Consider the following 14,527-nt stretch of genomic DNA (forward strand, 5'->3'; position numbering starts at 1 on the left):
GGAGCGTTGCGACGAATCTCAGGGTATAGGGAGATTTTCTGAACTTCATCGTAGGGGGGCGACGCGGGCAAGACCGTGCGCTAGCGTACATAGCTGACGCTTTGGCGACATGTCGGCCAAGAAATGAGCCGGCTGGCAGGTATAAAAATGTCGCAAGGAAACGAATGTATTGCCCCGCACCAATGATGATACAAGGCAAGATTTCAAGGATGAAACTTTATCTCGGCTCAGGCCGCAATATCCAGCGGGCGGTGCGGCGCGTCCGCCATCGCCATGCCGCCGCTGAGTTGCCACGCCGCGCCATGACCCAGGCGGCGCAGGCAGGCCGCGGCGCGCGCACTGCGGTTGCCGCTGCGGCAGAAAAACACCAGCGGACGCTGTGGCTCCCGCAGCCACGCGCCGACCTGTCCCGCCAGGCGGCTCAGCGGTACGCTGTGCACGGCGCAGCCCTCGAACACGGTTCCGGCGCAAGCCGCATGTTCATACGCCTCGCGCACGTCGACGAGGATGGCGTCCGGATGCTGGCGCAGAAAGGCCGGCAAGCCAGCCGCATCCAGTTGCAGTTCGACGGCGGGAGTCACGCCATCGCGCACGGCGCGCACGGTACTGCAGACGCTGTTGTCATCGCTTGATGCACACAGCACGGTGTCCGGCGTCACGAGGCCGGTCTCCAGCAAGGCCGCAATGGCGTGCGGCGCCAGTGCGCCGACAAAGGCGAAGCGCTGCTCCAGCAGATACACATGGGTGTCGCCGCACTCGATGCGGCGCAGGCGCTGCTGGCCCAGCGGCAGTTCGCCATCGATATCGACGCGGCCCACTTGCTCGATCTCCAGTTCCTGCAGCAGCGCCAGGCGCGCGGCGCCATGGTCGCCAGGAGCCGCCGTGTGCACGATGGCGCGCAGGGCCAGGTGCTGGCAGCGGATGAAGGCGGCCAGGCGCGGCACGAGCGCAGCGGCAGGATCGATGACGACGCAACTGGCGCTGGCGGCGTCGCTGAGCAGCCAGGTGCACTGGCCGTCGACGCTCAGCTGGATTATGCCGTCCTGCGCGCCGTCCTGCGGCGATGGCGCCAGCGCCGACGGCAGCAGACAGCTGCTGCGCAGCGCTTCGCCGCAGTGCTCGATGCGCGCGCAGGCGGCGCTAACCGTCGCCGCATCGATCAGCGGGCCGAACGACAAGCGGATGGCGGAACTCGCGCGCCATTGCGGCACGTGCATCGCTTCCAGCACATAGCTGGGCAGCGCCTTGGCGGCGGAACAGGCGCTGCCCGAGCTGACGCGCACGCGCGCCGCGTCGAACAGGTCCAGCAGCTCTTTCGAGGACAGGCCCGGCACGGAAAAGTTGAGCGTCGTCGGCAGCGACAGGTCCAACGGCATATTGAACACGATGCCGGGGAAAGCGCGTTCCAGGCTGGCCACCAGCTGCTCGCGGAAAGCGCCCAGGTCGGCGTGGCTGCGGAAGGTCTTGCCATCGTCCAGCGCGGCCAGCACGGCGCCCAGCGCGGCGATGCCGGCCATGTTTTCCGTGCCCGAGCGCAGGCCCGCTTCCTGGCCGCCGCCCATCATCAGTGGAGTAAACGGCGCGCCGGCGCGCACGTACAGCATGCCGATGCCCTTCGGCGCATACAGCTTGTGGCCGGAGAATGGCGCGTAATCGATGCGCGTGGCGGCCAGGTTCAGTTTCAGCTTGCCCAGCGCCTGCACGCAATCGACCATCCAGTAGGCATCGGCACCGCGCTCCTGCAGCAGCTGCGCGATGGCCGACAAATCGCTGATGACGCCCGTTTCATTGTTGGCCGCCATCGTGCACAGCATGGCCGTGTCGCCGATCAGCGCATCGAGCGCCTGCAAGTCGTGGCGCCCCTGCGCATCGACGGGCAGCTTGCGCACTTCCAGGTTCAGGCCCAAGAGCCGGTTCCAGTGCGCCAGGCTTTCCGGCACGGCCTTGTGCTCGGTCGCGCCATACAGCAGCAAGCTGCCGATGTGCTTGCCAGCAGCACGCCGTTCGCGCAGCGCACACAGGGCCGACAGCACTGCCGTCTGGATGCCCTCGGTGGCGCCGCTATTGAACATCAGGCGGCCGTCGCCCACGCCCAGCAGGCCGCCGGCGCGCCGGCGCACGCCATCCATCATGGCCTTGGCCTGCAATCCCGTGGCGTGGGTGCTGCTGGGATTGCCATAGCCCTGCTCCATCGCTTGCCGGGCGGCGGCAACGGCGGCAGGCAGCACGCAAGTGGTGGCGTTGCTGTCGAGGTAAATTTCTTTCATGATGGCAGTCCGAGTATTGGATAAAAAGGGCGCAGTTAAAAGGGCACCGCACAAGCGGCTGGAACACATCGATAGTTTACCGGCCCACCCCCGTGAAGATATGCCAAAAGACACTGCAAAAACGGTACTATGCAGCATGTTCATGCCATAAAAACCGGAATACCAAAATGAATTCACCAAACGTCTCGCTCGACAAATTCGACTGCGCCATCCTCGCCGCCCTGCAGCAGGACGGTACCCTGTCGATCGCCTCCCTCAGCGAGAAAATAGGGTTGTCCAGCACGCCGTGCTGGAAACGCGTGAAACGGCTGGAGGAAGAGGGGTATATCGAAAGCCGCGTGGCCATCGTCAACCGGCAAAAAGTGGGGCTGCCCGTGACCGTCTTCGTCAGCGTGCGCACGGGCCAGCATGACGAAAAATGGCTGCGCCGCTTCGCCGCCGCCGTGATCGTCTTGCCCGAGGTACAGGAATTTCACCGCATGAGCGGCGACATCGACTATCTGCTGAAAGTCGTCACCACCGATATCAAGGGATATGACACCTTCTATAAAAAGCTCATCAAGGCCGTGCAGCTGACGGGCGTGTCGTCCGCTTTTTCCATGGAACAAATCAAGTGCAGCACGGAATTGCCGCTGGAATTGATCGCCCACGGCTTACCTGCCTGAACGTTTTTCCACCCCGTGCCGGTGTACATGAAAAGCACGCATGTTAACACCTTACAATCGTTGCCATACAGCAACACAACCACATTAAATACGGCATACCTCCACTATATTGCCCTTATCCGTCGCTATACTGCGCACTTGCCCGTGCCTTTCTAGCAACCTCTGCCGGTCGCGCGGGCCCATTCCCAGGGTCGTCCATGCATCTGCTTCGCCACCTCTCCATTCAAAAGAAACTGATGTTCAGCATGGGTTTGTGCCTGCTGCTTTTCATGGGCATTTCATCGTTCCTCAGCGTGCGCATGAGCAGCGATTACGTGCGCGAGCGCGTCGTCGGCCAGGAACTGCCGGCCCAGGTGGGAGAAATCCGCAACGATGTGCTGCGCCAGATCAGCCAACCGTTATCGGTGGTGCAAACGATGGCCAATGATGTCTTTCTGCAGGACTGGGAAGACGCGGACCTGGCGGACAGCGGCTTGCCCACTTTTCAGCGCTACGCGAAGATGATCAAGGAAAAAAACAAGGCGGCCGTCGTCAGCTGGAGTTCGCAAACCGCGTCCAGATACATGACCGACGCGGGCCTGATCCGCACGCTGGACAAGCAACAGCCAGCCGATCACTGGTTTTTCAGCATGCTCGACGAAAACAAACAGCACACGATCAATCTGGACCGCGATCCAGCCTCGGGCAGCTTCATGCTGTTCCTGAATGCGCGGGGCCAGACGGCCGGTGGCAAGGCCGTCATTGCAGGCATGGGCTTGAGCGTCGATGCCATGGCCGAGACCATCCGCAGCTACAAGGTCGGCCAGACCGGCCATGTCTACCTGGTGCGTGCCGATGGCAGCCTGCTGATCCACCGCGACCCAGCCTTGGCCGACGGCAAGCATCAGGTGAGGGACTTGCCCGGCTTCAATGAAGCACTGAGCAAGACTCTGCTGACAGGCAACAAATACACGTATGCCAGCTATGCGGCGCCCAGCGGCAAGCAGCTTGTGGCCGCCTCATTCGTGCCGGAATTGAATTTGTACGTGATGGCCGAAGTGCCGGAAGCGGAAGTGCTGGGCAATGTCACGCGCTCGGCCCTGCTTGCCGCCCTGATCGCCGGACTGGTCGGTGGCGGCATCGCCTTGCTCATCATTTATGTCATCAGCCGCGCCATCGCCGCCCCCGTCGCACGGGCGGCCGACATGCTCAGCGAGATTGCCAGCGGGAACGGCGACCTGAGCCGCCGCATGCCCGTCGAATCGGAAGACGAGGTCGGTGCGCTGGCCGCCGCCTTCAACCGTTTCGTCGCGTCGCTGAACGTGACGATACGCGAAGTTCGCGACAGTACCGAGGCCATTGCCGGTGCATCGAGCCAGATCGCGTCTGGCAACCTGGACCTGTCGGCGCGTACGGAAGCCCAGGCATCGAGCCTGGAAGAAACGGCGGCGGCCATGGAAGAACTGACGTCGACCGTGAAACAGAACGCGGACAACGCGCGCCAGGCGAATCAGCTGGTGGTGTCAGCCTCGAGCCACGCCGTCAAGGGGGGCGACGTGGTCGGTCAAGTAGTGCAGACGATGAGCGAGATTACGGAAAGTTCGCGCAAGATCGCGGACATTATCGGCGTGATCGACGGCATTGCCTTTCAAACCAATATTCTCGCCCTGAACGCGGCGGTCGAGGCGGCCCGCGCGGGAGAGCAGGGCCGCGGCTTTGCCGTGGTAGCCACAGAAGTGCGCAACCTGGCACAACGGTCAAGCCAGGCGGCCAAGGAAATCAAGGACTTGATCGTCGACTCGGGCAGCAAGGTGGAAGCCGGCAGCAAGCTGGTCGACTCGGCCGGCGCCACCATGCAGGACATCGTCGTCTCTGTTCAAAGAGTCGCCGACCTGATGGGAGAAATCGCCTCAGCCAGCCAGGAGCAGAGCCAGGGCATCGCGCAAGTCAATGCCACGGTCACGCAGATGGATGACGCAACCCAGCAAAATGCGGCACTCGTGGAAGAAGCGGCGGCCGCCGCGCAATCCTTGCAGGATCAGGCCGGCAAACTGGCGCTGGTGGTCAGCGTATTCACACTGGACGAGTCAGGCCACGCGGCCGCACCGCGCCCGGCGCCAGCGGCCCCTGGCAAGCCAGCCCGGCCCATGGTCAGGCTTGCGGCCAAACCTGCGGCGCCGGCCAAGCCCGCCCCTGCCCCCAGTCGCAAGGCAGCGGCCGGCACTGAGTGGGAAGAATTCTAAGGCAATTAAATGGCAGGCGACTTGACGCTGGCCGCTTGCTTGAAGAAATCATAAATGCCGCTCTCGCTCATGCGGCGCGCATTCGCCAGTTCGCCGCCCTTGGTGGCGTACAGCACCTGGTTGTTGTCGCTCGATACGAGCACGGCGGCCGGAATGCCTTTCTTGAGCGGATTGCCATAGGCTTGCGCCACATCCAGGTTATGGTCGAAGTTACCCACGTCAACCTTGACGACCTTGAACTGCTGTTGCATCAGCTCGGCGTTCTTGCCTTCCTTCAATGCCTTGTCGAGCGCGCGGCAATCCTCGCACCAGTTGGCGCCAAAGATCAGCAAGACAGGCACGTGCGCCGCCTTGGCCTCGGCCAGCGCGCGGGCCACGTCGGCCTTGGCGTCGGCCGCCGCGTTGTAGGGCAGATGCGGCGTGGCGACCGGGTTGACTGGCGTTGGGGCGGCGGCAATGGCGGTACCGGCAAGCAGCAGGCTGGCAAAGAGAAGGGAAACGAAACGGGAAAGGCGCATGCGGGGCTCCTGAATGAAATCGTGAAGCCAGCTGAACAGCTGCCAGCGGGCGTGATTGTCTAGAATATGCCTGCTTGTAGGAAATATCCACCATTTAATTGCACTGTGCTTATGCGGAAAACATATAAGCACGTATCAGAGCACCACCCAGGAGAAGCCGCTTGAGCATGCCAGATACCCTGCCCCCAACGCTGTCCGGCGCCGCGCGCATGCTGCGCAGCGGCTATCCCGGCGGCATGCCAGACACGGCGTATTTCGCCGTGCTGGCCATGCTGTATGAACACTTTTCCGACCGTAACCTGGCCGAGCTGATGGCCGCCGTCACGGGCAAAGATGCGGCGACGGTCCTCAATGACATCTATGCCTGCGCCAGCAGCCAGCCGGCGCCGTCCACCATCGCAGCCGCCAGGGCGCTGCTGACGCGGCACGGCTTGCAAGCGGTCTGCGCCGACGATTAATACCCGCAGGCAGCGAAATGGAACGCATGGGATAATGTCGGGCTCACACTGAGCAACGCGGCCCGAACGCGCCCTCCTCCATGACGACTTCTTTCCTGGCACGCTGGTTGCCACAACCGAACAACGGTAGCCGCCGCGAACAATTGCGCGCCTGCGCGGGAGCCATCTGCGGCTTGCTGCTGACGGGCCTGATCTGCCATTTCCTGCTGGCTCCCGACAGCGCCAGCGTCTACCTGATCGCGCCCATGGGCGCCTCGGCCGTACTGCTGTTCTGCCTGCCGGCCAGCCCGCTGGCGCAACCGTGGTCCGTGGTGGGCGGCAATGTCGTCTCCGGCCTTGTCGGCATGGCCTGCGTCAAATGGTTCGGATCCAGCGTGGGCGTGGCGGCGCTGGCCGCCTGCCTGGCCATCGGCGCCATGTTTGCCCTGCGCTGTCTGCATCCGCCGGGCGGCGCCGTGGCGCTCACCACCGTCGTCGGCGGCGCCAGCGTGCATGCGGCCGGCTTTGAATTCGTCTTCATCACCGTGCTGTTCAATTCCGCCGTGCTGGTCGCTTGCGCCGTGCTGTACAACAACCTGACGGGACGCCGCTACCCGCACGTCCAGCAACTGGTGGCGCCGCATCCGCACGCCACCAGGGATGACGTGCCCAGCAACCGCCTGGGCTTTTCACCGGACGACCTCGATGCCGTCTTGCGCCAGCACAGCGAAGTGCTCGACATCAGCCGCGACGATTTGCAGGCGATCTTCCTGCAAACGGAAATGCGCGCCTACCAGCGCCGCTTCGGCGTCGTCACCTGTGCCGACATCATGTCGAAGGATGTGCTCAGCGTGGAGTTCGGCACGCCGCTCGATGTTGCCTGGCGCACCATGCGCGAGCACGATGTAGGCGCCCTGCCCGTTGTCAACCGGGCGCGCCGCGTCATCGGCATCATCACGCAGACGGATTTCCTGCGCCATGGCGGCCTCGACGATTATCAGGGCATGCGCCAGCGCCTGCGCGGCTTGCTGCAGCGCAGCGGCCTGTCCCACAGCGACAAGCCGGAGGTGGTGGGACAGCTGATGACGGCGTCGCCGCATACGGCCCGCCTGGGCACGCCCATCATCGACCTCGTGCCCCTGATGGCCGACGCCGGCTATCACCACATTCCCGTCCTAGACGATGAACAGCGCCTGGCCGGCATCATCAGCCAGTCCGACCTGATGGCGGCCCTGTACGAAAGCCGCTTTGCCGAGGCCGCCGCATGACGCCCTTCCAGGCACTGCTGAGCGGCCCCGAGGGCGGCCCGGCGGGCACGCCCGTCAGCGCGCACTTCTTCGGCAGCCAACTGGCCATCGACGCGCCCGGCCACGGTGTCGAAGTAGCCCAGCTGGTCGTCAGCGTGGGCGGTGTCGATGGACCGGAACTGTTCCTGAACTGGCTCGACGGCCAAGGCCGGCAAGCCTCGCTCAAACCGCTGACAGCGGACGACATCGCCATCGTATTAAAAGAAGCACCGCCGACGCTGCAGCCGCAATTGCAGCGCCTGTGGGGCGAACGCCAGCGCAATCGGCGGCAAGTGTCGGGCTGGCTGGCCGGTTTGACGGGCGCGGCCATCGTCGCGGCGGCCCTGCTGTGGTGGCAAGGTGGCAACGCCATCGGTGCGCTGGCGGGACTGATACCATTGTCGACAGAGAAGCAGCTAGGTGAGCTGGCCCTGTCGCAAGTGCGCGCGCAAGGCGGCATCGCCGAAAATGGTGCGGCGCAGCAGACGGTGCAGGACATCGGCGGCAAGCTGACGACCGGTTCGCGCTACCAGTACCGCTGGCTGGTCAAGAACGATGACACGGTCAACGCGTTTGCCATGCCGGGCGGCATCATCGTCGTGCATACGGGCTTGCTGCGCCAGGCGGGGGATCCGGGCGAACTGGCGGGCGTGCTCGCGCATGAAGTGCAGCATGTGGAACAGCGTCATTCGCTGCGGCAAATGATCAGCAGCCTGGGCTGGGGCGCCCTGGTGGGCCTGACCATCGGCGACATCAGCGCCGTGGCCGCCATGCTGGCGCACCAGGCCGGCACCCTGTATTTCAGCCGCGACATGGAAGAGGAGGCGGATCGTCTGGGTTTGCTTGCCTTGCAGCGCGCGCAAATCCGTCCCGACGGCATGCTGCGCTTTTTCCAGAAGCTCGATGACAAGGAGCAGGCCAAGGTGCCCGGATGGATTTCCTCGCACCCGCAAACGGCGGCACGCGCGCAACAGCTCCGCAGCCTGATCGCCGCCACGCCCTGCCCCGCCTGCCTGCCCTTGACCAGCAGCCACTGGCAAGCCATGAAAGCGGCCCTGCCGCCTACGGAAAAATAGCAACGTTTCTCCCGCACAATTTATCCAAGCACGCTGGGCAATGGCGTATGCTTACGCCCCGGCTGCTCCTTCGCGACCGGCCACCCCGACCCGCAACGCCCCCGTTCATTCCCTCCTTACAAAGGACATCGCGCATGAAGCATCGTTTTGCCGCCGGCACCCTCGGCACCCTGGCCATTTCCCTGTTGCTCGCCCATGCGCCCATGGCGCAAGCGGCCCAGCCTGCTGCCCAGGCGGCCGCTGCACCAGCCGTCAGTGCGCCCAAGGCGAAGCAGCAGCTGCAAGTGCTGGCCGACCAGTACTACGATGCGCTGGCCCGTTTCGAGCCGATCAACGCCACCGAGAGCGGCGACAACCGTTTTGACGACCAGATCGGTTCAGCTATCGTGCCCGCCGCGCGCGCCAAACAATTTGCGCTGTACCGCCAGCACCAAAAGACCCTGCGCAGCATTGCCCGCGCGCAGCTGTCGCACCAGGACCAGATCAACTACGATATCCTCGACTATGAACTGGCGACGGCCCTGAGCTTCGAGCGCTTCCCCGAATACCTGCTGCCACTCAACCAGATGGACAGCATGCCCGTCACCCTGGCCAATTATGCGGGCGGCGAAGCATCGCAGCCTTTGACCACGGTCAAGGAGTATGACGCTTACCTGAGCCGTATCAGCCAGTTGCCGGGCTGGATAGACCAGGCCATCGCCAACATGCAAGTCGGCATGCAAAAGGGCATCGTGCTGCCGAAGGCGCTGACGGAATCGGCCCTGCCGCAATTCAAGAAGCTCGTCAGCGCCACGCCGCAGGACAGCGTGTATTACACGCCCATCAAGAACTTGCCCGCCGGCTTTTCGGCGGCCGACAAGGCACGCCTGACGCAAACCTACACCGCCATCATCGCAACTAAGCTGATGCCGGCCCTGCAGCGCCTGGCCACCTTCATGGAACGCGATTACCTGCCGGCCAGCCGCACGAGCAGCGGCTGGAGCGCCCTGCCTGATGGCGCGGCCTGGTACCAGGCGCGCGTGGCCGGCAGTACCACCACGGACTTGAAGCCAGAGCAGATCCATGCCATCGGCTTGCGCGAAGTGGCGCGCATCCAGGAACAATATGCGATCGTCGGCCCGAAGATGGGCTACAACGGCCCGGCCGCCGGCTTGCCCGTGTGGGTGTCGCAGCAGGAGAAATTCCGCCCGTTCAAGACGGAACAGGAAGTGCTCGACGTCTACCGCAAGCTGAACGTGCTGCTCGACAGCAAATTGCCCGCCCTGTTCACCCTGGTGCCGAAAGCGCCGCTGGACTTGCGCCTGGAACCTGAACTGAGCCGCGACACGGCCGCCGACCACTACACGGCACCGGCCGCCGACGGTTCGCGCCCTGGCGTATTCTGGTCCGTCGTCACGGATCCGAAACTGTATGGCGATACGGGCATGACCACCCTGTTCCTGCACGAAGGCAAGCCGGGCCACCATTTCCACCTGGCGCTGGTGCAAGAGATGGCTTTGCCAAACTTCCGCCGTTTCGGCGGCAACAATGCCTTCACGGAAGGCTGGGCCCTGTATGCGGAAACGCTGGGCAAGGAAATGGGCCTGTTCGACGATCCGGCCCAGTATTTCGGCCATTTGAACGACGAGATGCTGCGCGCCGTGCGCCTGGTGGTCGACACGGGCTTGCACACCAAGGGCTGGACGCGCGAGCAGACCATCAAGTACATGCGCGACACCCTCGGCTATGACGCCGTGGCGAAAAGCGAAACGGAACGCTACATGGCGTGGCCAGGCCAGGCCCTGGGCTACAAGATCGGCTCGCTGAAAATCGTCGAACTGCGCCAGCGCGCCCAGCAGGCGTTGGGCGACAAGTTCAGCTTGCCGAAATTCCACGAAGTGGTACTCGGCGACGGCACCCTGCCCCTGAAACTGCTGGAAGCCAAGGTCGATCGCTGGATCGCGCAGCAGAAGTAAACGGCGGCGCCTGAAAACAAAACGGCAGCTCCTGAACGGGCTGCCGTTTTTTTGCCGCTGGCGTTGCCGGCTACACCAGCAGCGCCGCGCTCATCGACCGCACTTCCTCAGCCGATTCGGCCAGGATGCTTTGCAAGGTCTCGTTATCGATAATGAAATCGATGACGGAATCGGAGGGCGTGAGCATTTCCACGTATGTCGCCTGCAACGGCGACGGTACGGGCGACAATTGCTTGGCCAACAACAAGGTATCGAGCAGGGAATCGGGCGGGATGGACAGCAAGCCATCGCGCAAGCCTTCGATGGCTTCGCTGACGGCTTGCGGAATCAGCAGCTTCTTCATGACTTCGCGCGAAATGATTTCCTCGGCCGATTCCATCCAGTGATCGGCATCGTCATCGAGCAAACCGGGAAACTCATCGGCGCGCGACAAAAGATAAAAACCACCCACCTCATGCACGATACCGGCGAACAGCGCCGTATCGGCATCGATGTGCGTCACGCGGCGGGCCAGCACGTGCGCCAGCGCCGCCACGTGGGCAGTGTGCTCCCACAGCTGCGTCGCCTTCTGGCGCAGGATGGGATCGATGATCTTGCTGCCGAACTGGCGCACCACCATGGCCGCCACCAGCGCGTACAGGTTACGGTAACCCATGCGCATGACGGCCGCGCGCACGCTGGTCACGGGCGCCGCATCGCCGCGGCTGTACACGGCCGAATTGGCCAAGGCCACGGTGCGCGCCGCCAGCAGGGGTTCGGCCAGTACCAGTTTGATCGCATGGTCGATATGGCAGTCTGGCTCCGCCAATGCTAATTGCAATTGCAACGCGGAATTAACACTCGTGGGGAAGCTTAATTCTCCCCGCACTGCCTGGGAAACAATTAAACCGAAAGCCTGCAGTTTATTCATCATACGATCAATCCGCCTCAGATATTTTTCTAGCCATCAATTTCATGTATCTGAAATCGAATGCCAGACCCGGCCTTTAGAATATAGATGGCATGCCATTCGCCTGCATTGAAGAATCTGGCAATGCCAGCGCATGCAATAGCGATTCATCACCGATGACAAACAACTTCGGCTGCTGTAATACCTGCAGCAGAAATGGCTGGCCTTCCCGCAACCGCCGGCGATAATCGGCCAGCGTATAGAGATTGGGATTGATTTTACGCCTTAAGGTTCGCTCGGCCGGGGCCAATCCCGTTAACAGGTCGCCATAGTTGGCTTCTTCGCCCACCAGCAACAAATCGATGGCGCTGCCAGGCAGGTCCTGTCCCTTCGCCGTGGCGCCCGACACGAATGCCAGGTGCAACTGGGCGCGCAAGGGCGCCAGGGTGCCACTGAGGACGCCGACGATGCCAAAGGTTTTCTGCACCAGTCCGCTCAATTCCGGATACACGAGGCTTTCCTTGTTGGGCCAGAAGCGCCGCACATTGCCGATCCGCTCCGACGTGATCAGGCCGGACTCATGCAGCCGGCGCAGTTCCCGCTGCGCCGACGCGCTGCCCAGCCCCGTCAAGCGCATGATCTCGTTCAAGTGAAAGCCTTCATTCACGCGGACAAAGAGCAAGCCCAGCAGTTTCTGCTGGGCGGGAGTAAACAGGGCTTGGGCTATCATGCGCCAGATCTTAGCATGAATAAACTGATAATTAGCGTTGTACGTCCATGGCGGGTATTTGCGCAACACGTGTGCGGCCGCGGACCCGTGCGGGCCATGCCGGCTGTAGCCGGTATGGCAGGACAGGCCACGGCACGATTCGCAATGGTGCCGATGAGGGAGATCAATGTGAGTGCTTACTACAAGGTGGACAAGGCAACAGTAAAATACGCGGGAAAGAATGAATGTATTTGAATATATTCGACAATAACGGTATCCAGATGTTTGATGGATTAACTATATATACCTTGATTCATTTTAATTTTTTCCTGCAAACCGATCATAATCAAATCAAGTCCCGCATTAAAACGATCGTCGATTTCCGCATTAAAAATGGCATCCATAGAAGCGAGCACGTGTGGATAACGGTCGGCCGCCATGGCGGCGAAATCGGCACGCCGGTTCGATAAGGCATTCATGGCAGCGCTTCCCGGTCCCGTGCCTTGCGCTTCCATGACAAAACCGAGCACATAATATAGCAGCGTAAATGCGCTCCAGCTGGCCAGTTTCTCCGATGCCCCAGCTGCACGCATGGGGCCGATTAAAGCTTCGGCGACGCGAAACACGTTTTCCGATATCACATAGGTGCCGCCAAAGACGCGCACGCCATCGCGGCGGGCGGATAAAGCCGCGCGCATTTGCGCCGCCACCTGGCGCAGCCGCGATTCCCAGCCAGCATCCCCATCGACGTTCCTTGCCACGTCTTCGATCAGCACGTCGGCCATGCCATCGAGCAAAGCCTGCTTGTTCGCAAAATGCCAGTACAACGAAGCGGCCTTGATGCTCATCGCGTCGGCCAGGCGACGCATGGTCAAGCCCTCGATACCCACTTCGTCCAGCAGCTCGAGCGCCCTGGCCACCACGGCGTCGCGTTGAATTTTCATTTCTTTTTCCTTGAAACTCTAACGCCGTTAGTTTACCATTTTACACAGACTAACAACGTTAGATTGAGAGTGACATGCACAATAGCGATATCGAAGTCATCATCGTGGGAGCCGGCCCCGTCGGCCTGACCCTGGCCTGCGAATTGCGCCTGGCCGGCATCCGCGTGGCCGTCCTGGAGCGGCGGCCGCAACGCAGCGCGCATTCGCGCGCGCTGACCATCCATGGACGCACCTTGGAAATGCTGGGCTTGCGGGGTCTGGACCGGCGCTTTGTCGCGCTGGGCACGTCCTTTTCCAGCGGCCATTATGCGGGCCTCGATACCCGGCTCGACTTTTCCGGCTTCGACACGCCCCATCCCTACACCTTGTTCCTGCCACAAAGCACGACGGAGCGCCTGCTGGAAGAGCAATTGCTGGAAGATGGCGTGGCGATTGTTCGCGGCGCGCTCGTTGAGCAGACACAGCAGGATGCTGATGGCGTCACGGTGGCCGGCACGCTCGACGGCGCACCGTTTTGCCTGCGTGCCCGTTACCTGGTCGGCGCCGATGGCGGTCGCAGCCTCGTGCGCCAGCAGGCGGGCATCGCCTTCGACGGCGTCGCGGCCAGCTGCAGCATGCTCATGGGCGATGTACAGCTGCGTCATCCGCCCGCCTCACCCATGCTGTCTCTGACGAACGCAGCGGGCAGCCTGATGATCGTGCCGCTGGGGCATGGCCGCCACCGCGTCATCACCATGAATGCGCGCCACCCCCAAGCCGTGGCAGCGGAAACGGCCACCATGGAGGAATTGTCGCAGGCCAGCACGGCCATCGCGGACTACGATTTCGGCCTGCATGACGCCAGTTGGTTGTCGCGCTTCAGCGACGAAACACGGCTGGCGCGGCGCTACCGCCAGGGCCGCGTCTTCCTGGCCGGCGATGCCGCCCACATCCACATGCCGGCTGGTGGCCAGGGCATGAACGTGGGTATGCAGGACGCGATGAACCTGGGCTGGAAGCTGGCAGGCGTGCTCAAGGGCTATGCACCGGACAGCCTGCTCGACAGCTACCATGCGGAGCGCCATCCCGTTGGCGTGTCCTTGCAGCACAATACGCTCGCGCAAACAGCCATGCTGACGCGTTTTGACGAACGCACCCTGGCCCTGCGCGCCAGCATCAGCGACATGCTGGCGCAGCCGGACGTGAACCGTTCGCTGGCCAGCGAGTTGTCCGGCTTTGGCGTGCGCTATCCCGTCCCGCTGGCCTCTGACGCCAGCACCGGCAACGCAGACTGGAGCGGCCAGCGCGTGCCCGACTGGCTGCTGCGCCTGGCCGACGGCACGGCCGTCGGTATCCATGAACTGCTGCACGCAGGAAAATGGCTGCAGCTGGCCGTTGGCGATGTCGCCCACGCGGCACAGCCGTATCGTTTCGATGTGGCCTGGCTTACTTCGTTGACGATCAAACCCGGCTGCCCGCAACTGGCCGGCATCAAAAGCCTGCTGATCCGGCCCGACGGCTACGCGGACCACGCGGTCTGATTGACTTATCTCAAGACAAAAAAAAACGGCACCCGAAGG

General features: G+C 62.7%; 12 protein-coding genes. 7 read left to right on the top strand and 5 right to left on the bottom strand.

The features are described 5' to 3' along the window. Window positions 1–227: 227 nt before the first annotated feature. The gene (locus IGS61_RS26680) at window positions 228–2,267 is read right to left on the bottom strand and encodes an aminotransferase class V-fold PLP-dependent enzyme (RefSeq protein WP_230542344.1); all 2,040 of its coding nucleotides are present in this window, start codon (window positions 2,265–2,267) and stop codon (window positions 228–230) included. A 167-nt stretch (window positions 2,268–2,434) separates the two neighbouring features. Between IGS61_RS26680 and IGS61_RS26685 the strand changes: the two genes are divergently transcribed. Then, window positions 2,435–2,932 carry an Lrp/AsnC family transcriptional regulator gene (locus IGS61_RS26685; protein WP_230542345.1) on the top strand — a complete coding sequence of 166 codons (498 nt, stop codon included), beginning with the start codon at window positions 2,435–2,437 and terminating at the stop codon, window positions 2,930–2,932. A gap of 197 nt (window positions 2,933–3,129) precedes the next feature. After that, the gene (locus IGS61_RS26690) at window positions 3,130–5,154 is read left to right on the top strand and encodes a methyl-accepting chemotaxis protein (protein ID WP_230542346.1); all 2,025 of its coding nucleotides are present in this window, start codon (window positions 3,130–3,132) and stop codon (window positions 5,152–5,154) included. A 5-nt stretch (window positions 5,155–5,159) separates the two neighbouring features. Here IGS61_RS26690 and IGS61_RS26695 read toward each other — a convergent pair whose 3' ends face one another. Next, window positions 5,160–5,672 carry a thioredoxin family protein gene (locus IGS61_RS26695; RefSeq protein WP_230542347.1) on the bottom strand — a complete coding sequence of 171 codons (513 nt, stop codon included), beginning with the start codon at window positions 5,670–5,672 and terminating at the stop codon, window positions 5,160–5,162. A gap of 167 nt (window positions 5,673–5,839) precedes the next feature. On the opposite strand from IGS61_RS26695, the gene IGS61_RS26700 reads away from it, so the two are divergent. The 4 genes from IGS61_RS26700 (at window position 5,840) to IGS61_RS26715 (ending at window position 10,426) form a co-directional block, all read left to right on the top strand. Then, window positions 5,840–6,130 carry a DUF3349 domain-containing protein gene (locus tag IGS61_RS26700; RefSeq protein WP_230542356.1) on the top strand — a complete coding sequence of 97 codons (291 nt, stop codon included), beginning with the start codon at window positions 5,840–5,842 and terminating at the stop codon, window positions 6,128–6,130. Between the two features lie 80 nt (window positions 6,131–6,210). Beyond that, the gene (locus IGS61_RS26705) at window positions 6,211–7,377 is read left to right on the top strand and encodes an HPP family protein (protein ID WP_230542348.1); all 1,167 of its coding nucleotides are present in this window, start codon (window positions 6,211–6,213) and stop codon (window positions 7,375–7,377) included. Continuing rightward, on the top strand, window positions 7,374–8,471 hold the full coding sequence (locus IGS61_RS26710; RefSeq protein WP_230542349.1) for a M48 family metallopeptidase: 1,098 nt from the start codon (window positions 7,374–7,376) through the stop codon (window positions 8,469–8,471). Before IGS61_RS26705 ends, IGS61_RS26710 begins: the two co-directional genes overlap by 4 nt. Window positions 8,472–8,605: 134 nt before the next feature. Further along, on the top strand, window positions 8,606–10,426 hold the full coding sequence (locus IGS61_RS26715; protein ID WP_230542350.1) for a DUF885 domain-containing protein: 1,821 nt from the start codon (window positions 8,606–8,608) through the stop codon (window positions 10,424–10,426). Between the two features lie 70 nt (window positions 10,427–10,496). Here the strand turns inward: IGS61_RS26715 and IGS61_RS26720 are convergent, their stop codons facing one another. The 3 genes from IGS61_RS26720 to IGS61_RS26730 all read right to left on the bottom strand — a co-directional run bounded on the left by IGS61_RS26720 (window position 10,497) and on the right by IGS61_RS26730 (window position 12,968). Further along, window positions 10,497–11,336, bottom strand: coding sequence for an HDOD domain-containing protein (locus tag IGS61_RS26720; RefSeq protein WP_230542357.1), 840 nt, complete (start codon window positions 11,334–11,336; stop codon window positions 10,497–10,499). Window positions 11,337–11,412: 76 nt separating this feature from the next. Beyond that, window positions 11,413–12,114, bottom strand: a complete 702-nt coding sequence (locus tag IGS61_RS26725) for an ArsR family transcriptional regulator (protein WP_230542351.1) — start codon at window positions 12,112–12,114, stop codon at window positions 11,413–11,415. 203 nt (window positions 12,115–12,317) lie between these two features. Beyond that, window positions 12,318–12,968: a TetR/AcrR family transcriptional regulator C-terminal domain-containing protein gene (locus IGS61_RS26730; protein ID WP_268994090.1), complete on the bottom strand. Its 651-nt coding sequence runs from the start codon at window positions 12,966–12,968 to the stop codon at window positions 12,318–12,320. A 74-nt stretch (window positions 12,969–13,042) separates the two neighbouring features. On the opposite strand from IGS61_RS26730, the gene IGS61_RS26735 reads away from it, so the two are divergent. Beyond that, complete coding sequence (locus IGS61_RS26735; RefSeq protein WP_230542353.1) at window positions 13,043–14,488, top strand: FAD-dependent oxidoreductase; 1,446 nt, start codon at window positions 13,043–13,045, stop codon at window positions 14,486–14,488. Window positions 14,489–14,527: the final 39 nt, after the last annotated feature.

This window comes from Janthinobacterium sp. FW305-129, from assembly GCF_020858115.1.
GTDB lineage: Bacteria > Pseudomonadota > Gammaproteobacteria > Burkholderiales > Burkholderiaceae_D > Janthinobacterium.